The organism is Alistipes putredinis DSM 17216 (assembly GCF_000154465.1).
Taxonomy (GTDB): domain Bacteria; phylum Bacteroidota; class Bacteroidia; order Bacteroidales; family Rikenellaceae; genus Alistipes; species Alistipes putredinis.
The window spans coordinates 122013-139944 of the sequence record NZ_DS499577.1; the positions used below are offsets into that span (position 1 = coordinate 122013).

At 48.1% G+C, this 17932-nt stretch carries 24 protein-coding genes; 7 read left to right on the forward strand and 17 right to left on the reverse strand.

Annotated elements, in window-relative coordinates; genetic code table 11:
• The 3 genes from ALIPUT_RS00710 to ALIPUT_RS00720 form a co-directional block, all read left to right on the forward strand.
• The coding region (locus ALIPUT_RS00710; protein ID WP_004327655.1) for a hypothetical protein at positions 1-357 on the forward strand (357 nt) is incomplete at its 5' end.
• The gene (locus tag ALIPUT_RS00715; protein ID WP_004327652.1) at positions 354-689 is read left to right on the forward strand and encodes a hypothetical protein; all 336 of its coding nucleotides are present in this window, start codon (positions 354-356) and stop codon (positions 687-689) included. The genes ALIPUT_RS00710 and ALIPUT_RS00715, both read left to right, overlap by 4 nt.
• Before the next feature lie 47 nt (positions 690-736).
• Positions 737-1138, forward strand: coding sequence for a mediator of RNA polymerase II transcription subunit 21 (locus tag ALIPUT_RS00720; protein ID WP_004327656.1), 402 nt, complete (start codon positions 737-739; stop codon positions 1136-1138).
• 1091 nt (positions 1139-2229) lie between these two features.
• On the opposite strand, the gene ALIPUT_RS00735 is transcribed toward ALIPUT_RS00720, so the two are convergent.
• The 15 genes from ALIPUT_RS00735 to ALIPUT_RS00805 form a co-directional block, all read right to left on the reverse strand.
• Positions 2230-2658, reverse strand: a complete 429-nt coding sequence (locus tag ALIPUT_RS00735; protein ID WP_004327660.1) for a hypothetical protein — start codon at positions 2656-2658, stop codon at positions 2230-2232.
• 66 nt (positions 2659-2724) lie between these two features.
• Positions 2725-3132, reverse strand: a complete 408-nt coding sequence (locus tag ALIPUT_RS00740; RefSeq protein WP_004327661.1) for a DUF7841 family protein — start codon at positions 3130-3132, stop codon at positions 2725-2727.
• Positions 3133-3180: 48 nt separating this feature from the next.
• Complete coding sequence (locus ALIPUT_RS00745) at positions 3181-3441, reverse strand: hypothetical protein (protein ID WP_004327662.1); 261 nt, start codon at positions 3439-3441, stop codon at positions 3181-3183.
• The gene (locus ALIPUT_RS00750; protein ID WP_004327663.1) at positions 3438-3944 is read right to left on the reverse strand and encodes a hypothetical protein; all 507 of its coding nucleotides are present in this window, start codon (positions 3942-3944) and stop codon (positions 3438-3440) included. The genes ALIPUT_RS00745 and ALIPUT_RS00750 overlap by 4 nt, the downstream gene beginning before the upstream one ends.
• 71 nt (positions 3945-4015) lie before the next feature.
• A complete protein-coding gene (locus ALIPUT_RS00755) occupies positions 4016-4357 on the reverse strand; it encodes a hypothetical protein (protein ID WP_004327664.1) in 342 nt (113 codons plus the stop codon).
• Between the two features lie 19 nt (positions 4358-4376).
• The gene (locus ALIPUT_RS00760) at positions 4377-5273 is read right to left on the reverse strand and encodes a hypothetical protein (RefSeq protein WP_004327665.1); all 897 of its coding nucleotides are present in this window, start codon (positions 5271-5273) and stop codon (positions 4377-4379) included.
• Positions 5274-5369: 96 nt separating this feature from the next.
• Positions 5370-5672, reverse strand: a complete 303-nt coding sequence (locus ALIPUT_RS00765) for a hypothetical protein (protein ID WP_004327666.1) — start codon at positions 5670-5672, stop codon at positions 5370-5372.
• A gap of 182 nt (positions 5673-5854) precedes the next feature.
• Positions 5855-6043, reverse strand: coding sequence for a hypothetical protein (locus ALIPUT_RS00770; RefSeq protein ID WP_004327667.1), 189 nt, complete (start codon positions 6041-6043; stop codon positions 5855-5857).
• Between the two features lie 20 nt (positions 6044-6063).
• The gene (locus ALIPUT_RS00775; RefSeq protein WP_004327668.1) at positions 6064-6651 is read right to left on the reverse strand and encodes a DUF6808 domain-containing protein; all 588 of its coding nucleotides are present in this window, start codon (positions 6649-6651) and stop codon (positions 6064-6066) included.
• A 15-nt stretch (positions 6652-6666) separates the two neighbouring features.
• Complete coding sequence (locus tag ALIPUT_RS00780) at positions 6667-7071, reverse strand: hypothetical protein (RefSeq protein WP_004327669.1); 405 nt, start codon at positions 7069-7071, stop codon at positions 6667-6669.
• Entirely contained in the window at positions 7068-7589 is a 522-nt protein-coding gene (locus ALIPUT_RS00785) for a phage holin family protein (protein ID WP_004327670.1), read from the reverse strand. Before ALIPUT_RS00785 ends, ALIPUT_RS00780 begins: the two co-directional genes overlap by 4 nt.
• A gap of 5 nt (positions 7590-7594) precedes the next feature.
• Positions 7595-12754 (reverse strand): hypothetical protein, encoded by a 5160-nt coding sequence (locus tag ALIPUT_RS11955; protein ID WP_004327671.1) that lies wholly within the window; start codon positions 12752-12754, stop codon positions 7595-7597.
• 224 nt (positions 12755-12978) lie between these two features.
• On the reverse strand, positions 12979-13773 hold the full coding sequence (locus tag ALIPUT_RS00795; RefSeq protein ID WP_004327672.1) for a DUF3825 domain-containing protein: 795 nt from the start codon (positions 13771-13773) through the stop codon (positions 12979-12981).
• Positions 13774-14141: 368 nt separating this feature from the next.
• Positions 14142-14570: a hypothetical protein gene (locus tag ALIPUT_RS00800; RefSeq protein ID WP_004327674.1), complete on the reverse strand. Its 429-nt coding sequence runs from the start codon at positions 14568-14570 to the stop codon at positions 14142-14144.
• Complete coding sequence (locus tag ALIPUT_RS00805; RefSeq protein ID WP_004327675.1) at positions 14567-14962, reverse strand: hypothetical protein; 396 nt, start codon at positions 14960-14962, stop codon at positions 14567-14569. Before ALIPUT_RS00805 ends, ALIPUT_RS00800 begins: the two co-directional genes overlap by 4 nt.
• 112 nt (positions 14963-15074) lie before the next feature.
• On the opposite strand from ALIPUT_RS00805, the gene ALIPUT_RS00810 reads away from it, so the two are divergent.
• Positions 15075-15647, forward strand: a complete 573-nt coding sequence (locus tag ALIPUT_RS00810; protein ID WP_004327676.1) for a hypothetical protein — start codon at positions 15075-15077, stop codon at positions 15645-15647.
• A 99-nt stretch (positions 15648-15746) separates the two neighbouring features.
• On the opposite strand, the gene ALIPUT_RS00815 is transcribed toward ALIPUT_RS00810, so the two are convergent.
• Positions 15747-16091, reverse strand: coding sequence for a type II toxin-antitoxin system HicB family antitoxin (locus ALIPUT_RS00815; RefSeq protein WP_004327677.1), 345 nt, complete (start codon positions 16089-16091; stop codon positions 15747-15749).
• Positions 16088-16339: a type II toxin-antitoxin system HicA family toxin gene (locus tag ALIPUT_RS00820; protein WP_004327678.1), complete on the reverse strand. Its 252-nt coding sequence runs from the start codon at positions 16337-16339 to the stop codon at positions 16088-16090. The genes ALIPUT_RS00815 and ALIPUT_RS00820 overlap by 4 nt, the downstream gene beginning before the upstream one ends.
• Before the next feature lie 279 nt (positions 16340-16618).
• On the opposite strand from ALIPUT_RS00820, the gene ALIPUT_RS11960 reads away from it, so the two are divergent.
• The 3 genes from ALIPUT_RS11960 to ALIPUT_RS00840 are packed head-to-tail and all read left to right on the forward strand — an operon-like array spanning position 16619 to position 17816.
• The gene (locus ALIPUT_RS11960; RefSeq protein ID WP_004327679.1) at positions 16619-17362 is read left to right on the forward strand and encodes a phage regulatory protein/antirepressor Ant; all 744 of its coding nucleotides are present in this window, start codon (positions 16619-16621) and stop codon (positions 17360-17362) included.
• Complete coding sequence (locus ALIPUT_RS00835; RefSeq protein ID WP_004327680.1) at positions 17359-17634, forward strand: hypothetical protein; 276 nt, start codon at positions 17359-17361, stop codon at positions 17632-17634. Before ALIPUT_RS11960 ends, ALIPUT_RS00835 begins: the two co-directional genes overlap by 4 nt.
• Before the next feature lie 2 nt (positions 17635-17636).
• A complete protein-coding gene (locus ALIPUT_RS00840) occupies positions 17637-17816 on the forward strand; it encodes a hypothetical protein (protein ID WP_004327681.1) in 180 nt (59 codons plus the stop codon).
• The last annotated feature ends 116 nt before the right edge of the window (positions 17817-17932 follow it).

The following is a 17932-nucleotide window of genomic DNA, read 5'->3' on the forward strand; positions in this document are numbered from 1 at the left end:
TCTGGCTATGAATATATTTATCCCCCAAAAGAAGAGAGATTAGGCGATAAGGTAATATGTGACACTTATTGTGTCGGCGTGGCTCATGACGCACAAACATTCACCGCCTTGAATTGCATAGACTGCGGCACCAACATCGAGCTGTTCAGGGCGCTGGCGGCGATGAACAACGAGAACGATCAGGAGCAATGGTACTCATATACGGAATATCCGACTAATGAGAGTAAAAATGGGGTTAGACGGCTTATTTTTAACGAACATACGCGATTCGATTCTTTTGTAGATGTACCATCAGGTTATTACCGCAAGGCTACAGTCGAGGAGATCGTCGAATATTTCAAAAACAATGAGAAATGAAAACAATTGAGGAAAGAATACAAGAATATGTGGCCAATGCCTGGGTCGAACTTGATCAATTCAATGAAGACCATGTAACTTTTGAAAATATCGTTACATCCGCCTGTGTTGTTGGCGCTAATTTCGAATATGAGGAATTGACCCGCTGGCGTGATCCGAAAGAGGAGCTGCCGCAAAATGGACAACTCGTGTTGTGTAAAACCTCTGATAAGAAACTTCCATTTGTCACTGTTAAATATGACCGTTCTGAATGGTGGATATATGTGTATCCCGGATGGGCTGGTATTGGTCATAAGATTATCGGCTGGCGGCCGATTCACGAAAATGAGTAAGATGCTCTGTGCATTTTGACTAACCAAGTAACTAACCAAGAATATCTATGAACACGAAATTCAAATCAGACTACGAAAAAGCCTGCAACGCCTATTTGCAGGCTTTTTGCGAGAAACACGGCTATGATTATGAGGATGCTACGCGGAGCTGGGTCGGCGGCGATGTCGGCGGGATCACCGAATGCGCGGACTATATAGTTGGGATGGATGACATCATCACCGACATAGACCGGGACGCTCCGGAAGATGAGTTTGTAAAGTATTACGATTACTGTCTGCGGGTGGGGAGTATCGCCTGCGGCAAAATTAGTACGCCCAATTACAGCAGCTGGCTCTCGGGGTGTCCACGCATGAGTGAAGAACAGATCACCCGGCTGGAGGAGTTGCAGAGGGACATACGCAAGGCGGAAAGAGAGCTGGAAGAACAAATAAGGAAAGAGAAGTTTTAACCGGGAGAGGCAAAATCGCTCCCTTTTTTATTCATATGGCAGTAGATACATCTAAAAACGGTACAGTAGATCGTGCTAAACTTCTGGCAATAGAAAATAAATGTACGAGAATAATTCGAATTGCGGGGGTAACGTTTTATGTTGCTCCGGATAAGGATACACCAGAACACCGGAGGCACTTAATCCGCGTTTTGGAGAGTTGCGGTCGGCGATATACTCAAAAAGCAGGTAGCTATGAATCGGAGATTTGAGGTGAGAATCGACATTCCGAATAGTTGTGAATTGATTGGATGCAGATCGGACGGAAACATGGCAATTATTGTTTTCGAAGATTGCAGCGGCCCAGAGATCCGGCCAATCGGTTTTTGTCGGGAACATTCCGGAGAAGTACCGGACGCCTTCGAAGATGAATAAAAAAGAGGCAATTCCGAAGAATCACCCCTCACACCGATACAAATATAATGATTTATTCGGAATTTGCAAATGGGACGATATAGGAAAAACGAACGCAGAAGCGGGGCACGTGACGATTCCGAAATATACATCAGTTATTCACGGAATCGATTGCTCGAAATGATTATCTGCCGGGAAGCAAGGATGGGCGTGAGTTATCGCCATGATTTCGTCTATCGATTCAAGGCACACAAATCCTTGCCGTTTTTATGGCGGAAATTCAAAAGGAATATTAGAGAACACATTGACGGATGGCAGCAGGAGCTGCCTTTATTTTGATGAATTTGCGGAAAGGGAGAGGATAATAACCGTGCAATTCGGAATATATGATGTAGAATTACATCCGTTCATCCTATTGCATAATTGCAATTAGACGATAAAAGTGTTCTTTTGATTCATTCTGTTAATGTCGTTTCAAGCATTGAACTCTATTGGGCGGGAGCCGGACGTGAAGCTACTTTATAACGTATCTTTCGGGGCACACGAAGGAAGTGCGCCTTTCGCACGTTGTCGGGACATTGACGAAGATATAAAAGCCGATCTTATCCAGCTATTATATCGATTCTATCAATTCGCAGATTACGGCTACATAAATAGGGTAGCAGCATTCGCTGATCTCCAACAATGACATCAGATATTTAGTTTGTTTGTCCATAACCGTCGCATTTACCTTTGCAACAAATAAATTGGTGAATATCTTTCCAAAGCATTGTATTTATCTGTCCTGTCAGATAGGCTACTTCTTCGCCTTGCATCGGCATTGCGGATGCTACGGCGATGTCGTCGCACAGGTGCCGCAGTTCATGCTCGAAAGAGTTCAGGAATTGTGCCTGGGATGACGCCAATCCTACGACTACGACAGACCTTCGCCGGGTCTTGTTGGAATAGGTGAATCCCGAATCCATATCGGCCTTTTCCAAATTTTCCCGTACTCGCTCCATAATTGGCCTGGGACACTCTATCTGTTCCAAAGAAAAAAGGATAGAGCGCGTGTGATAGCCATGTACGGCGAAGTAAAACCGCACATGCCAATCATAGTTCTCTATCCTCAGATCCCGCAGCTTCATGTCGTTGAATACACTTTTTGAATCCTCACATACGGTCTTTCGAGCCGCGTTCTGGATTTGATTCTGTTACAGGACATCTTCCCACGGAACATTTGTTCCCGACCCTATCAGATCGGCGAAATATCGTGTGAAGGGCAGCCCGGGATAGGCGTCTTCATCGTCGATGAAATCCTTGACGAACAGGGCCAGGTGTTGTTCATCGGCAATGGATGATCCCCAGTAATCGGCCCGGGCCATATTCGCGACATATACACAGTCGTAGCCGTTGTCGTGCTTGAGCTCGATACCGTTCGTCTTGAGCAATTTGTCGATCTGCTCTTTGGTGATGGGTTCTATTTTCTTCCCGTCGCGGTCCTTCATGCGGCTGACGGCAAATTCACACATTTTCTTCGAAAAGGACCATCCGTTTTTTTCGAGGTATGCGCGAATATCTGCCGGCATGGAGTCCCTTGCGTCCAATCTTTCTCTGTCCATAGGTTTCGCTGTTAAAGAGAGGGGATTTCTCCCCTCTCCGGATTCGTTTTACCGGCGGAATCTGGAGTAGGGTCCGGTTCCCCGGACACCTCTTCGTTCGCCATATCCGTCGCTGCCGTATTCTCCGCCACGCTCACCGTAGCCGTCGGGCATGTAGCCTCCCGTGTGACGCTCCCCGTAGCCGTCGCGCATTTCGCGTTTGGCATCCTCGTAGCCACACTCGTAGGCTTCGCGCATCTTGCGTTCGATTTCTTCACGCTCGCCGTACCCGTCACCGCGGTACCGGCCTTCGATTTCCCACATTCTCATGATTTGCTTGTTTTAGCAGACATTTGCGATTTAAGAAAGGCGTCCAGCGATGACTTCATGGAGGCGAACTCCGTTTGCATCTGACGAAGTTGTCCCACCTCTGCCCGCAGCTCCTGGAGCTCCTTGTCGCGTTGCGCCTGACCCGCGTACGCGGGATTCACTTCGCGCATGATCTGATCGAAAACTTCCAGATTGGCCTTGTGTTTTTCGTAGGAATCCACAACGGACTGGCTCTGCTGCTTTGCCGCATTGATGGCGTCTATGAGCCGTTCGCGGGATGTCGTGACCGTGAGTCCGTCCTTTGTCACCATATCGGCATTTACCGGGACGACCCATTTCTGGTCCCCTACCGGGAAGCTGACGGAAGGCTGCGCCGGGGGAAAGTTCCCGGGAGCGGGGAAATAGGGCTGTGGCGCCTCTTCAAGCGTCGCCATGTAGTATTTGGGAGTTCCGCGCATATCGAGTACATATACCGGAGCGCCTTTGGTTAAATTCGCAAACATCTTCGGTTAATTGTTTTTTGAAAGCTCCGGAGGGGCGGTTTCCCCTCCTGAAGCCTTCGGTTTATTATTGGTTAAACGGCCCCTGTCATCAGTTGCAGGGTGTCGGTCTGTTTGTCGTAGAAGAGCTGGAATACACCCGTCCCCGGAATATCGGACACGGTGACATTGGCTCCGTTGTACGTGGTCACATTCTTGGTCACGCCGTTGGTTTCGAACAACACGGGAAGCGTGCCTGTCGTGCCTGCGGGTATTGCCTGCGACAGCTCGACCAGGACTATCCCCCTGTACCAGGAATTGGCAAAGGCGTGGTTTTGGAATGAGAACACGACATCGGCGGCATTGACCGTCACACCCGTAGTTTTGATGACCGGGATACCTCTGCGATTGACATACTGAAATGGGAATACTGCCATAGCATACCTCCTTTCCGTATTAACCCCAGAATCCGCCGTTGCCGCCGAGTCCGAACGCGGCACCGAAGCCCAGCCCGTATTGGGCGGCTACGCAGGCGGGCATCGCGTACACCTGCGGATTGGGAACCACGGTCGTAGGCGGCAGGCCGCACTCGATCTTTGCCAGCCGGTTGCTCAGATCGCCGATCGCAGCGTTGATGGGCGCTACGGCCTGGGCCTGCGACTGCATGATCGTCGCCGTCTGATGTTCTTGGGAGAGCTGCCCGGCCAATGCCGCGCTCTTGGCACGCTCGGCGTCGAGTTTGTTCTGCATCTCACGCATCTCGAGGGCACAGAAACGGTCGTTGATGACCTGCGTCTGGGCATCGATCTTCGAGCCGAGGGCATTGAACTGCGTGTTGGCGTTGCTCGTCAGGGTGTTGGTCTGATTGAGCGTTGCGAGCTGGCTTTCGTAGCCCTGGCGCTCGATGGCGGTGCGGACATCGCAGCAGCAGGAGGCCATCTGCGAAAGCACCTGTGCGTTGCCGGACTGCACGGCATTGATGATCTGCTGCGCCGAGAGGCCCGACTGTGCCTGGATGTTGCACAGAGCGGTCTGAATCTGCTGTACGGAACAGTTGAGCGAAGATGCGAGCTGGTTGATGGCGGTGCCGTTTCCCTGAATGGCATTCATCAGCAGCTGACGCCCTGCGTCGCCGTTCAGCTCGGCGGGAAGATTCGAGAGTCCGTTTCCGCGACCGCCGAAGCCACCCCATCCGTTGCCGCCCCAGAGAGCCCAGAGCAGGATCATCCACATCCACTCCCAGCCGTAGCCATTGCCGTAGCCGTTATTGCGGTTGTTTCCGTTCATCAACGCGGCCACGAGGTTGCCGTCCATTGCGCCACCGTTGTCGAACACTAAAGTTTTTTCGTTCATTGTTTTAGACTTTTACATTGTTGCGTCCGTTCGGCGGACGCTGCCGTTGAGCTCACAATGCAAAAATCGACATGAACGATGGGAGAATCAATCGTATCAGTCGCAGGTGGGACGGAGTTTGGACGCAATACGGACGAGGAGCATTTCGAACATTTTACCGCTTTGTTTGCGACGAAGATCGAATTGGGAAATCATCTTCTCTATGGGCCGTCGTGAGAAGTTCATCAGCGAGGATATGACCGGGGCGTGAAATCCCTGCCTCCAGAGGAAATAGACCAGTAAATACCTGGCATCCACGATCTCGGCGTTTTTGGCTTTGGATAGTATTCGCTCTTCCGAAATCTCCGTTTCTTGCGATACCGTGCCGAGAATTTGTCGGTAAAGTTCAGATTTGCACATATAGGATATTTCTCTTACCTTTGTTCACTCTCTTACCAAATAAAAATAAGTGCCAACACACTTGCAAAGGCTTTACAGCCCCTGTCGTGGTGTGTTGGCACCTTTATTATTAGCGGAAGGTAAGAGAGACGCTAATAAAGGCAGGGGCTTTTTTTACGCCCACCCCTGACGGGCGAAAGCTGTTAGAACAGATACTTTTTCAATGTCGGCCAAAGCAGGTAGAAGTAGATTGCCCCGACGGGAATCAACCCGGTTGCGAACAAGTTGCTGCTTTCGACCTGGCAATAGTAGAGTGTTCCTATCCCACCCACAATACAAACGAATGAGAAGAAGGCAAGGAAAAGCAGTCCGATTTTTTTAATTGTTTCCATAATTATAATTCGTTAAAAAGTTATTTCCGCCATAAATCCATACTTATGCTTCCTTGAACATAGGGGCCGTTATCGCGTGGGTCCCAGCCGAGGGATGCCGTGATATTGAACCTTCCGATGTTTCTGTGAAGTTGCCCTCCGATCCATACGCCACCCGTGCGATTAACGTAATAGACGCCTGCGGCAGGCCCGAGTTGCCATCGGTAGGGCGTTCGGATTATTTTCTGCTGCGTGATAGTACGTCCGTATGTTTCGATGTGTTCAAGGGTAGGGTGGCAGTCGCCCAGGGCTATTCCGCTCACTATGGCGAAGTAGCTGCTGTCGCGATATTCCCGGCGTTCGAATGGCAGCTGTACCGGCACACTGTCCCGGTTGGGATTTATTGTTACGGTGGTAAAGGTGGTATCCGCTGGGGCGAACAACCATTTCGGCACCTCTACCGAAATAGCCGAGGACAGTATTTTATGCGGTTGCGGTCTTTCGAAGTAGGCCGTATCGATTCGAGTATGCTCGATGATACGGACATCGACGGATCGCCTGCCGAGCCACCATCCGACAAAGAACAAGCCGGTCAGAAGGAGAATCAGGATTATTTTCCGCAGTACCATAATGAGTACGAGCTATCAACCGTTGATGAACAGATCCCAGCCGGCCATCACGTCCGTCATGCAGGCATCAACGCCATTTTCTACGCGCGACATAGCTGCGACTATCGGGATCATCACATCGCGGTTGGTTGCCGTGATCCATCCGTTTTCCGGGACGCCGGACAATTCGGATACCGTACGGATATATGCATCCGTGTCGTTCTCGCTCGGGGGTGCCCAGCGTGAAATCATCTTCCGAATGGTGTCGAGCCCGTATTTTCGGCTGTAAGTGTTCAGGCATTTGAACATCGCGCGGTATCCCCACGCCATAGATTCGAACTGCTTGAATGCAGCGTCGCGGGAAGGTTCCACCTCTCCCTTCCAATGGGTTCCATCCTTGCGGATATTCCCGGGATTGTTGTTACGAAGTCCTCTGGTCATTTTTTTGTGCTGTTTAATATGTTTTCTACATCTTCAGGATTTACATTGAGTTTGCGGGCTATTTCTCCGGTCAATGCTTTTCGAAACAGACGTAAGAATGGAAAGTTCGGATTGATGATTAAAGCGTTGCCACAGCTCGACCATGCTTCTGCCAGGCAAATGGCAGAACCCAGGATCACGGTCGTAATCTTCGTTTCGATACCTCCTGTCGTAACGAATTTATCGATGAAAACGAATACTACGATCAGATTGAAGTAAACTGCCAGCTTGAATATCGTAGCCCGCAGGAGTTCTGACAGGATAAATTCTCCGCGCTTTCGAGCAACGCATATTCCAAACAAAGCGTCGAAGGCTACGGCAATAAGCACCCCATAAAGTACGAGCTGGTACCCAGCGAAGAAATTCACGATGACGATCAATAGTCCTATAAGCCATCCTTGCACGGTCATAAGCGCTTCGGACAGCTTTGTAGCAATACCTTCCAACACCTTTTTCGTTTTATTAAATATTTTGTCCATAATTATTATATCTCGGTCCAGCCACCTGTTCTGCTGTTGGTCTTATAGACTTTCCCGTTTTGGATGCGTAACCCTCCATTTCCGATCCTGACCTCGAAAATATCTCCGGTGAAGATCGCATAGTTGCTGGATCCTTTCACGACGGCTACTCCGTTGGGAGCGATCAGGTTCTTGCGGACATCGGTCACGAAAGAAAAAGTAATAGCCTCGACAGCTGCGGATGCCGCGTTTCCGAGTCCTCCGGGATAGGATGCTTCCACTGTTACTTTTATGTAGTAGTATGCCGGGGTCGTAAAACGATACCTAATGTTCTTGTTGATCTGTATCGATCCCGTGTCGTCATATGCGGAAGATTGCCGGAATATCGTGTCGGTAGTATCGGCTGTCCGGTTAATAATTTCGATCTTCACGCTTCCTCCGCCCCGGATCGTCCCCTTGACTTGTGCCGACATCTGCACCTCCGCTCCGCATTTGAATTGACTTGAGTTTCTGGAATCCGAGGCGAAAGGCTTCGTTTGAGAGGTTATGACCGCTATACTTTCCGTCGTTTGGCTCGACGGGACTTCGGAAGAGCCCAAAACCTGGCTTACGCTGTTTATGTTGTTAGTAGTGAGTATGATCTTGTTTCCGCTTGCGGTCGCATCGCTCACCTCTACGGAATTGTTTTTGACCTGCAGGATTCCGACGGTTCCTTTGGTTGCGTGTACTTCCCCGTCGGCGTGTACTCTGAACACGGCTTTTTTCCGGTTTGTGTAGTCGGCTCCCGACCAGAAGGGCACATCGTCTTCCTGCAAGCCGCTCACGCCGGCCGTCACGTCGCCTTCAGCATTTTTCAGCAACATCACATTGGTCATTATCAGACCGCCTTTCACCTCGGTACTTCCGTCTTCCATAGCCTTCTTGAGGTACTCTGTCGATTTGATGGATTCGTCTATCGCGTCGTCGATCAAGTCCGACATGTTGCTGCTTATTTCATAATAATCGGAGAATACTTTTCTGAACTCGGTGCCGGTTATCTCGGATGTCGTACTCATATCGGCCAGCAGGGGCGTGAGATAATCTTCGAGTGCCTGGAAATAGACCGTAAATGAATCCGTGGGGACATCATACTTTTCGGCATTCGCCATGATGCTCCAGTATTCGTTCTGTATGCGTACCCATTCGTTGGCCACCTGTTGTTTATCGGAGGGTGTCAGGCTCGAATCCGAGGCAATGTAGTCCACATCCAACTTCACCTGTTCGATCTGCGCCTGCACATCCTCTTCGGCCGTGATATACCCCGTGGGGGCCTTGTTGCCTTCCGTAAGCTGAATGTCGTAGAGATACATGGAAACACCTTTGCCGACATACATGTATATCTTCTGTACCACACGCGAAGCATCGATGGTGTGGACCACTTCATATACTCCTTCCGTTCCCGCCGGAGGAGCGGAAAGCACTTCTTTGGTGCCGTCTTCGTATACGATACGGAACGTAATTTCGGCACCCTGCTTGATTCGGGCTTTGAAGACGTACGGAGTATTCGGCTTGTATTTTATCTGGCCGCCGAAACAGTCGGGGACCGTCGAAACCTGGGAGGCGTTGGTTGCGGCAAGCCCGGCTTGTATAAGTTTGCTCCAATTGACATACAAATATGCTCCGTCCGCGTCCGCCCCCGAAGTTACGACATCCGTAACGCCCTCTTTGACACTGTTCCATTCCCGGATAAATTGTTTAGCGATATAGTTGCGGGCGCCGAACTGAAGATTCGCAATCTCGTCTTTGGCTTCGTTGGCTGCCGTATCATCGGTGTATTTGGATGCTTTGTCCCAATCCGAGCTCTCGAAATTGCCCGTTGCACGGGATTCGATACAGCGCATGATGTCACCACCTTCGCCCTGCGTCCAGATGTCACCCACATCGTAAGGTGTAGTCGGTGTTACGACGAATACACGACGTTTGGCATCAGCCGTGTCCTGCGCCCGCGCCGCCTCTTGCAGGGCCTTTACCGCATCGCTGTCGGCGATCGGCGTCCATTTATAGGTTCCGTCCTCTTCTTTTACCCACCGCCACGATTTGCCCGCATCGGGGTTCGTCGTCTCGTCGCTCGATATGGTGAAGTGAATCTGCGGGTATTCCGCCGGAGTGATTTTGGCATTATCGGTTTTGCGGATGACAAAAGCTATGTAGGGATTGTCGCTTCCGACGGTATAGCTCTGGCTCCATACGTAACTTGCTATAACCGCTCCGGATGACGCTATCGGATTGTAACCCATCGTATAGCCTTCACCCACCGACAATACGGCGCCTTTGGGTATTCCTCCGACCGGAGTTTTGAGCCGGATGCGGGTGCTGTCGGCGATTTTGATCTGATCCCAGGTCTTAATGCCGTCGATATAGGGTGCAACGATGCTTCCCTGCTCCCAACAGCCTGCGTCCGTCGGGTCGAAATTCGCGGGCAGCGTATTGGTGAACGTGTCGCCGATATGGTTTTCCTGCTCGCCGTCCGCTATCCATGTTTGGGCCGGTTCATTGTAAAGCGAGGGGGTATAGGGATAGAACCAGTTTTCCACGACACCGTCCAGCCGTTTGTTGATCTCGGACAATTCGCCGGGCAGCGTGTTATCGATGTAATCCTTAGCCTGCTGAGCTTTGCGATCGGCGGAATTGGCAGTGGCCTGGGCTTCGGTGGCCGTCTGATCGATCTGTTCGATGTCGAACTCCTTCTGGAACTGTCCCGTCGCGGGGTCGTAGAGCTTGCCTTGCTTCCAGCCTGCCTCCGGGGTGAATGCCACGCCGACGCCGTTGTCGCCGACAAGCCGGAACAGCTTGCTCCGGGTGTCCAGCAGCGCCTTCTTGTCCAGGCTGCTGATCATACCTTGCAGGTAGATATTATCCAGATAGGCCGAATAGCCCGACATTTGGATCCCGAAGACGGAGAGGTTCGTAAGGTCACCGAACTGTGCGGCGATATTCTCGGCCGTAAACTCCCAGTCGCTGACATTGCGGAGATAACGCTGGTAGGTGCGCGTCGAGTAGCGCGAGCTCTGCCGGGCGGGATTCGTGAACGATCCGTAGGCTACGAAGGTCATCGATTCCATCGGATCGATCTGCTTGGTAAAGGTGGCCGACAGGGGGCGCAGCTCGTAGCGGAACCGCTCGTTGCGGTCGCCCAGGACCTCCGTGATACGGAAATAGACCGTTGCGAAGCCTGCGAAAGAGAAGTTGCCCCGGCCGTCGTCGGAATCTGCCGTCGCATTGTTCGACGGGTCGAAGTCGTGGAAGATACCCATGCAGATATCCCCGACAGCTACGGCGCCGATCTCTCCCTCTTCGAGTTTGAGCGTTACGAGCTTCTGCTCCTTGTCCACGCTCTCGATCACCCCGGCGCCCGGAGCGCTCCAGTCGTCCCCGACGCTGATGCCCACACGGTTGTACCGAAGCTCCGGAACCTCCAGAAAACGACGGATGAAGAGGCTCTCCAACTCGCCGGCGCCTTTTTCACTTATAAACCCGCCCACTCCGGTAATACCGGAGGCATATGATGGTCCAAATTGTGCCCCTGCGTTGAAAGTCATTCTACCTTTGAACGTATCGGGTGCCTGCTTGTTGGCAAACTCCCATATTGCCCTTCGTGCAGAATAAGCATTTGTATCGGTCGGGAAAGTATTATCGTATCGGGTGATTAGATATATAGCCGCTCCATTCTCCGCAATGCCTATACGTTGGGAATAGAGCGATGCTTTCACGTCCGATTCAATACTGCCCAGGCGGGAATAAGGAGTATTGTCGCCTATCGTATAGGTTGCGATGTACTCGTTGTATAGTTTTTTTTCATAACCTTGAATCCGGGAAAGACGACCGTCTATACCGAATTGAGGACCCATTAATCGTACAGCCTGTCCTGCTTCGTAGTTTTTTTCGTTGTGTGTACAATACACGGGATTCGTTTCACAGTCATAGACTGTCGTGTCGCTGCTATGTTTGGCAGCATAGGAAGTGCCGACCTCAAGAAGTTCTTGTTCTGCTTCGTCTATGCGTTGCTGGGGGAGTTTGACGCCTGTGAGTACGAAAGTGTCAGGCCCTCGGTCATCATCTTTTCCACGAGGACGCATGTTTTCATTCGGTATAATCTGCTGACTTTCGCCGGACGTTTCGACTTGGGCGATGATTTCAAATTTCTTGTTGAATCCGTCTTCGGGTTTCCAGGTCGCGGGGTCGATATTGTCGCCATTGTCGTCGATAAGGGCGAGTTCGAAATCCCAGCCGATCAAATCGCCGCTCGTAAAATGTGCCCCCAGCGTTTCTCCTTCGATTACGTCTGAAGGTAGAAATGGCGTGTCGTTGCATACCATGACGTATGCCTTGTCGGTCTGCCCTTCAATGATTGTCCGATCGATAGTTTCTACCGAAGTGACGGTTTCCGTGTTCTTCGGGTAGATGTCGTCGAAAAACACTACGACTTCCTTGATTTCGTTTTTTGTAAGTCCGGGACGTGCGTCTATGTATTGCTGCCCATCCGGAAGCCGTAACCGGACTTCGGAAACGTGGTTCGTTACGCCGCCCTGTTCGGATTGTCCGTATTCTTTCGTCAGGTTGCGCGTGGAGCCGAATACATAGAAACGGGTCCCGTATTCGGAATCGTCCCCTTTCTTGGCCGGGATGCTTTTGACGACTTCTCCGCGTTTGAATGTTTCCGGCGTTCCGAAGTTCAGTTTTCCGAAATGCAGGGTTACGATACTGCCGTTCTCCTCGGTCCACCATTCGACATCGAAAGTCTCGGCAATGGATGATAAGGCATCCCAACAGGTATCGCCATTGAACGATACGAGCTTGTTGGTTTCCGGATGTTCGACATTTACACTTCCCATCTGCCAGTTGTTTCCTCCCAGTGCCTTGTTCATGTTGGCGACGATGAGCGCCCCGAAGGATGCCAAGTCTGTCGTGTTGTGGAATACAGCTTCAGGATTATCGCCTCCCAGCCAGAAGCAGATGAAATTTTTCATGTGGTTTTGCTGCGCCTGGAACTGAAGCGTGTATTTGTAGCCGCCGGTTTTGTTGTCGAAATCCGGATAAACCTCCGACATGATTTCGAATTTGCGGCCTTTGTAGGTGATGTATGATCCGAGGGGGAAATCCAGCGGGGTAAGCAAACTAAAGGGGAGTTCGATGTAATAATCCCCCATAAGTGCGTATTTGATAATGGCACTCGTTGTTACGGGCGCATCGTATATCGCTTTACCGGAAGGTTGTATATTGTCATTTCGTCGATATATGTATCCTGTGCCATCACAGGGTCGATACAAAAGTGTGGGGTTTCGGCACATTATGCAAGTAATTTTAAGAAAAAATACAGAAAAACGCCCCGGTCTTTTGACCGGGGCAAGAGGGGGTTGCTTCCATCCGTATTTTAAGGTTTAAGCCATGAACTTTGCGGCTTAACGATTAGACGAGCGTTGTTATATGCCATCTTCAATGTTAAGCATGTGCGCGCTGTATAGGTATTATTCCCTATTTTATGCGTGGCTAAAGCTAAATCCGGATTGGGTGATCCAGGGGTAAGGCATAAGGGCAACAGAAGTTGTATTTTCCCTTCGTAATACTGGGGGACAGCTATTTTGTAATTTGACCTTGCTTTTTTTTGGGCTTCATTAATCGCGCCAACGAGTCTTCTGCGCATTTCGTCTGAACTCAGCCCTTGCATGTGTGCAGGAAATCTGTCCATGTTGTCCGCAATGATATGGTCGATTTGAGGGACTACCCTGCATTGAGGATTGAAAATCAAATCCTCGGGTTTCTGGAAAAAATCAGCAATGTCCGGAATATTATCGCCGAATTTGCTAATTAGCTGAATATCGCTTTCCCTGACAAATGCCTTGAAAACATAAGGCGATAAACCTTTCTCGGCTACATCTGGCCTATTGTTGCGTTCAGCAAGAGCAAATATGCTTTCCAAATTTGCAGTTACAAGTCCAGTATTGAAACATGCAAAATTGTTATCAGAAGAAAAGGATATTTTATTTTCAGATTTAATTTTGCGGAAAGTATGTTCGATATAACTTTTCAAAATGGAATATTTGGCTTGCGTAGCATCTGAGAAATCCCATGGTTCCGGATCTGCTATATTATTCGCAAGATATTCAATAGATGCGTCATAATTAGGGAACCAACAAAAGTCAAAAAGAGCCGAATGAAATTTTTTCATAAACGTAAGTTTTTTATATTGTCAATAAATAAAAAGACCGCCATGTAATATTATGACGGTCTTATTGTATCCTTTATGTTCGATATTCGTGGTTACGGATAGACCCGTACGTCTATATTTCATTATATGATGCAAATATAATACACGTTTTTTCGAGGTGCAAATTTTTTGCCAACTTTTTAGTTGCACTATGAAAACGTAGCCGAATACACGTTTATTGTCCTAACGTATGGAAATGATAAAGAGCGAAATTCGTAAGATTGGAGAAGAACTGCAATTGATTTGATAAGGATGGGGAGGGGCTAACGCATCATTTTACGATGAATAGCAGAAGCGAGTAAAAGGCTGGGATAGATTCCCGTCCTTTCCTATTCGCGTGCTGCCCGATCTGCGGGGTTGGGTTCGTTAAATTTCACTGTTAATCTCGATGCCAGGCGATCGGCTTCTATCATGTAGCTGCCTGAATCGCCGACGTAGGTCAAATGATACACTTCCGTTCCTAATGCCGGTATGGACAGGGAAATTTCTCCTTTTTGCAATAGAGCGATGAAATTTTTGTAATTGGTAAGGTGTTCTGTCGTAGTATTACCAAATATTGTGAAAGTTAATGTCAAATCCCGTGATGCCAACTTCGGTGTTTGAGGATAAATAACCTCTTTACCGTTTTTTGTCGGATCGTCATTCTCGACAAAACTTTTCAATGAAGAGGGGGATAGTATATTTCCCAGAAAATCGTCGCCCATCGCAATCCCTTTCGCGTAGGCGTCCGATCCGTTTATCAATAAATCTCCGATCATTTTTTATCGTTTAAGGCTTTGGCTAAATATAATTCTGCTGTATCTATGACATCATATCCTTTCGAACTCACGAAGGAGGCGTAGAACATTCCATCTCCGAAAATAATACCGGTCCCTGCTTTATTTTCTTCGTTCAGCAGTTTGTTTGTGGCTTCGGCAGCTCGCGGGTCAGGGTGGTTTTGATCTCCTATGAATCGTTTTTTCTCTTTCCCGTTATAAGTTACGACATATCCGACCGCGCTCCGAAGGTTCCATGTATGATTTTGATAATCGGATTTTGCCTGTTGGAGAGCAACGGCCTGATGTGCTCGCTCGTCGAGGAATCCCACTACTTCGGGTTCGATTCCTTTGATGAATGAGTCCAAATCGGCTATGTCTTTCTCTATTTTCATATAGTGCAAAATACACTATTATTGGCACATTGAACAAAAATTTCTTTCAAAATTTTGCGGGGGGGGGGGAATTTTGTACTTTTGCAATATGTAATCAATAATTTATTGTGCTATGAAAAATTTTTTACTCCTTTTTGTAATGATTCTTGGAGCCGTAAGTGCTAAATCACAAGAAGGCCATCTCTGTTTTCAGGGAATCCCTATTGATGGAAGTGCAAATGATGTTCGGATTGCTTTAGAACAAAAGGGATATCAGTGTAAATACAACAAACATGATTCTGTTTTGTTGGAAGGTGATTTTGCCGGTAAAAATTGTAATATAGCCATACTTACAACCCCTAAATCGAAAAAAGTTTATGCAATTGGAATAAGTACACCCGAATATTATAATTGGAGTGATATTCGATTTGATTTCAATAAATTAAAGCGGTTGTACATTGAAAAATATGGTAAGCCAAAGGACGATCATCACTTTTTCTCATCTCCCTTCAAGGAGGGTGATGGATTGGAGATGAGTGCATTAAAAGCTGGCTACTGTAACTATATGACTCGTTTTGAAGTTGAATCTGGAGAGATAGCGATCATGGTGAATGAATCCGCAGAAATTTTTATATTTTACAACGATAGTAAAAATTCTCTTATTGATACAATGGAGAAAAAAGAAGAAGCACTTGATGATATTTAGTAAGCACTATTCTCCTCAAATGTTTCTTACATCAAATGAAACACCCTGAGACTACATAAAAGGTCAGGGTGTTTCATTCTATCTATAATAGTACTCAATTTACAGCATTGTCGCAATCTGTTTTTCTACCGCAGCTTTGATGAATGCATTTATGGAAATCCCCGCTTGTTTGGCAAGTATGGCTATTTTTCTGTGGGTTTCAGGAGATATGCGCACATTCAAAGTCCCGGAATAACTTTTCCGGGGCTCTATGCCCATCGTTTTACAATGTTCCAAATAATCATCTACCGCACCGTGAAAATCCTCTCGAAGCTCCGCTATGGTTTCTCCTTCGTAAGTAATCATCGTATCGTGTGGCAAGGCAAGCACCTTTCCAAAAAGACGGTTGTCTTCTTCGCTAACCTCGATGCTACCTATGTAGCCTTTATAATTCATCGTATTCATATCAATTCATTATTTTTTAGGAACTCTAATACTTGTTTTATGACATAACCTTTGATTATGCTGTCAGGGTGAGGCTTGTGTGCCGTATAAGAACTTTCCCCTTTAACAAAAATCACACGTGAGCCGCTTGTCTTTCCCTTGTTGCCTATTTCATACCCGAATATGCCAAATAACCTAACAAGCTCATCCCAGGTAAAATCCTTTGGCTGTGAAATAAAACGTTGTATCAGTTTTTCTTTTGTTCCCATTGTTATTTATTTACAATACAAATGTAACTATTTTTTAGTTACAAAGCAAATTCTTTACCGAGTTTTTTGCGAATTAGAAAAGATTGCGTATATTTGTAATGCTAAAATTCCAAATGCGGTACAGATGCCGCCGACTTGTTCGGCTATTTTTGTACCCATACATAGTATAAGTAAAGAAATTTACTGCGCCGTGTCGGTAAGCGGAAACGCCCCGAAAGCCTCGCATTTGGAGCTTTAGCAACACGTAGCGCAGTTTTTTATTGCTAAAATTCAAATGTTATGAATGCGTTAGTCATTCAAGGAGGTAATGGTCGTGATGTAACCACCTCTTTAATTGTTTCGCAGGTGTTCGGCAAGGAGCACGCAAAGGTCGTAAGAGACATTGAAAGCCTCTCTTGTTCAACAAATTTTAATGTCGCCAATTTTGGCGTCATTGAGTACACCGACACTCGCGGTCGTATTCAGAAAGCCTATGAAATGACCAAAGATGGCTTCTCGTTCCTTGTGATGGGTTACACGGGCGCAAAGGCGGGGCAATTCAAAGAAATGTTCATTGCTGAATTCAACAAACGCGAGGCGATGCTCAAAAACGACGATTACATTCTCGCCCGCTCGCAGGAGATTCTGCACAACCGCCTTAAATTAGCCGAACAGCAATTGCAAATCGCGCAGGGTACAATCGAGAAGCAGGAAGAGGCAATCAAGACACTTACCCCGAAAGCCCAGTACACCGACGAGGTATTACAATCCACCTCGACTTATACTTTAACTCAAATCGCCCACGATTTAGGATTACGTAGCGTCCACGCCTTGACCCGCATACTCATGGAGAAGAAGATGCTCTACCGTCAGAGCGGACAATGGCAACCTACAGCCAAGGTCGCCGACAAGGGCTATTTCGATACCCGCACGGCCAAATTCGTTAAGTCGGACAATACCATCGGAACCAGCATGACTACGGTAATTACCGAGAGCGGCCGCCAGTTTCTTCACTCCTTGATCGGAAAGGAGGTGTCGTTATGAGAGGCTCAATAGCTAATACAACGATTTCCGATCTTGAGGATCGCCTCCGGGCGGCTGAAGCGGCAGTAGAAGAATCCCAGAAGGCAGTCATAGAATGCACCGAGGCATATATGAGCCTGCAAAAAAGTTACGATGCCCTTTTTGATAAGTGGATTCGCCTCACAGAACAACAGAGCCAAGCGCGAAATGAACAGCTTGAACGGATGCTGTCGGCCAGAAAAGAATCGCAATACGCGCAATTTATGAATAAGTCGAACTCCAAACTTTGTTAGCTATGATTTACGAATTGTCTTCGGACGGCTATCGGCTGGGGTTATTCCCCAGCGAAGCCGAAGCTATTCATCACGCAGCCTACCTGCCGAAGGGATGCTACAAAATTCGAGAGTGGGCGATTGACGGTGAGTTTATGATATTCGATACAGCGGTTAATTCAGAACGTGAGATTAACAACTAAAATTTGCACATTATGAACAGGATATATGTAAATAAAAAGTCGGAAATAACGATGATCGGCAAAGCCTTTGAAACGGCCGGATTCCGTTGCCTGCGGATCATATCGGCGTGTGATTG

What these genes read in the sequence shown, in the direction of transcription:
- ALIPUT_RS00715 (WP_004327652.1), top strand. Translation starts at nt 354, where the DNA reads ATGAAAACAATTGAGGAAAGAATACAAGAATATGTGGCCAATGCCTGG.
- ALIPUT_RS00720 (WP_004327656.1), top strand. Translation starts at nt 737, where the DNA reads ATGAACACGAAATTCAAATCAGACTACGAAAAAGCCTGCAACGCCTAT.
- ALIPUT_RS00735 (WP_004327660.1), bottom strand. Translation starts at nt 2,658, where the DNA reads ATGAAGCTGCGGGATCTGAGGATAGAGAACTATGATTGGCATGTGCGG.
- ALIPUT_RS00740 (WP_004327661.1), bottom strand. Translation starts at nt 3,132, where the DNA reads ATGGACAGAGAAAGATTGGACGCAAGGGACTCCATGCCGGCAGATATT.
- ALIPUT_RS00745 (WP_004327662.1), bottom strand. Translation starts at nt 3,441, where the DNA reads ATGAGAATGTGGGAAATCGAAGGCCGGTACCGCGGTGACGGGTACGGC.
- ALIPUT_RS00750 (WP_004327663.1), bottom strand. Translation starts at nt 3,944, where the DNA reads ATGTTTGCGAATTTAACCAAAGGCGCTCCGGTATATGTACTCGATATG.
- ALIPUT_RS00755 (WP_004327664.1), bottom strand. Translation starts at nt 4,357, where the DNA reads ATGGCAGTATTCCCATTTCAGTATGTCAATCGCAGAGGTATCCCGGTC.
- ALIPUT_RS00760 (WP_004327665.1), bottom strand. Translation starts at nt 5,273, where the DNA reads ATGAACGAAAAAACTTTAGTGTTCGACAACGGTGGCGCAATGGACGGC.
- ALIPUT_RS00765 (WP_004327666.1), bottom strand. Translation starts at nt 5,672, where the DNA reads ATGTGCAAATCTGAACTTTACCGACAAATTCTCGGCACGGTATCGCAA.
- ALIPUT_RS00770 (WP_004327667.1), bottom strand. Translation starts at nt 6,043, where the DNA reads ATGGAAACAATTAAAAAAATCGGACTGCTTTTCCTTGCCTTCTTCTCA.
- ALIPUT_RS00775 (WP_004327668.1), bottom strand. Translation starts at nt 6,651, where the DNA reads ATGGTACTGCGGAAAATAATCCTGATTCTCCTTCTGACCGGCTTGTTC.
- ALIPUT_RS00780 (WP_004327669.1), bottom strand. Translation starts at nt 7,071, where the DNA reads ATGACCAGAGGACTTCGTAACAACAATCCCGGGAATATCCGCAAGGAT.
- ALIPUT_RS00785 (WP_004327670.1), bottom strand. Translation starts at nt 7,589, where the DNA reads ATGGACAAAATATTTAATAAAACGAAAAAGGTGTTGGAAGGTATTGCT.
- ALIPUT_RS11955 (WP_004327671.1), bottom strand. Translation starts at nt 12,754, where the DNA reads ATGGGGGATTATTACATCGAACTCCCCTTTAGTTTGCTTACCCCGCTG.
- ALIPUT_RS00795 (WP_004327672.1), bottom strand. Translation starts at nt 13,773, where the DNA reads ATGAAAAAATTTCATTCGGCTCTTTTTGACTTTTGTTGGTTCCCTAAT.
- ALIPUT_RS00800 (WP_004327674.1), bottom strand. Translation starts at nt 14,570, where the DNA reads ATGATCGGAGATTTATTGATAAACGGATCGGACGCCTACGCGAAAGGG.
- ALIPUT_RS00805 (WP_004327675.1), bottom strand. Translation starts at nt 14,962, where the DNA reads ATGAAAATAGAGAAAGACATAGCCGATTTGGACTCATTCATCAAAGGA.
- ALIPUT_RS00810 (WP_004327676.1), top strand. Translation starts at nt 15,075, where the DNA reads ATGAAAAATTTTTTACTCCTTTTTGTAATGATTCTTGGAGCCGTAAGT.
- ALIPUT_RS00815 (WP_004327677.1), bottom strand. Translation starts at nt 16,091, where the DNA reads ATGAATACGATGAATTATAAAGGCTACATAGGTAGCATCGAGGTTAGC.
- ALIPUT_RS00820 (WP_004327678.1), bottom strand. Translation starts at nt 16,339, where the DNA reads ATGGGAACAAAAGAAAAACTGATACAACGTTTTATTTCACAGCCAAAG.
- ALIPUT_RS11960 (WP_004327679.1), top strand. Translation starts at nt 16,619, where the DNA reads ATGAATGCGTTAGTCATTCAAGGAGGTAATGGTCGTGATGTAACCACC.
- ALIPUT_RS00835 (WP_004327680.1), top strand. Translation starts at nt 17,359, where the DNA reads ATGAGAGGCTCAATAGCTAATACAACGATTTCCGATCTTGAGGATCGC.
- ALIPUT_RS00840 (WP_004327681.1), top strand. Translation starts at nt 17,637, where the DNA reads ATGATTTACGAATTGTCTTCGGACGGCTATCGGCTGGGGTTATTCCCC.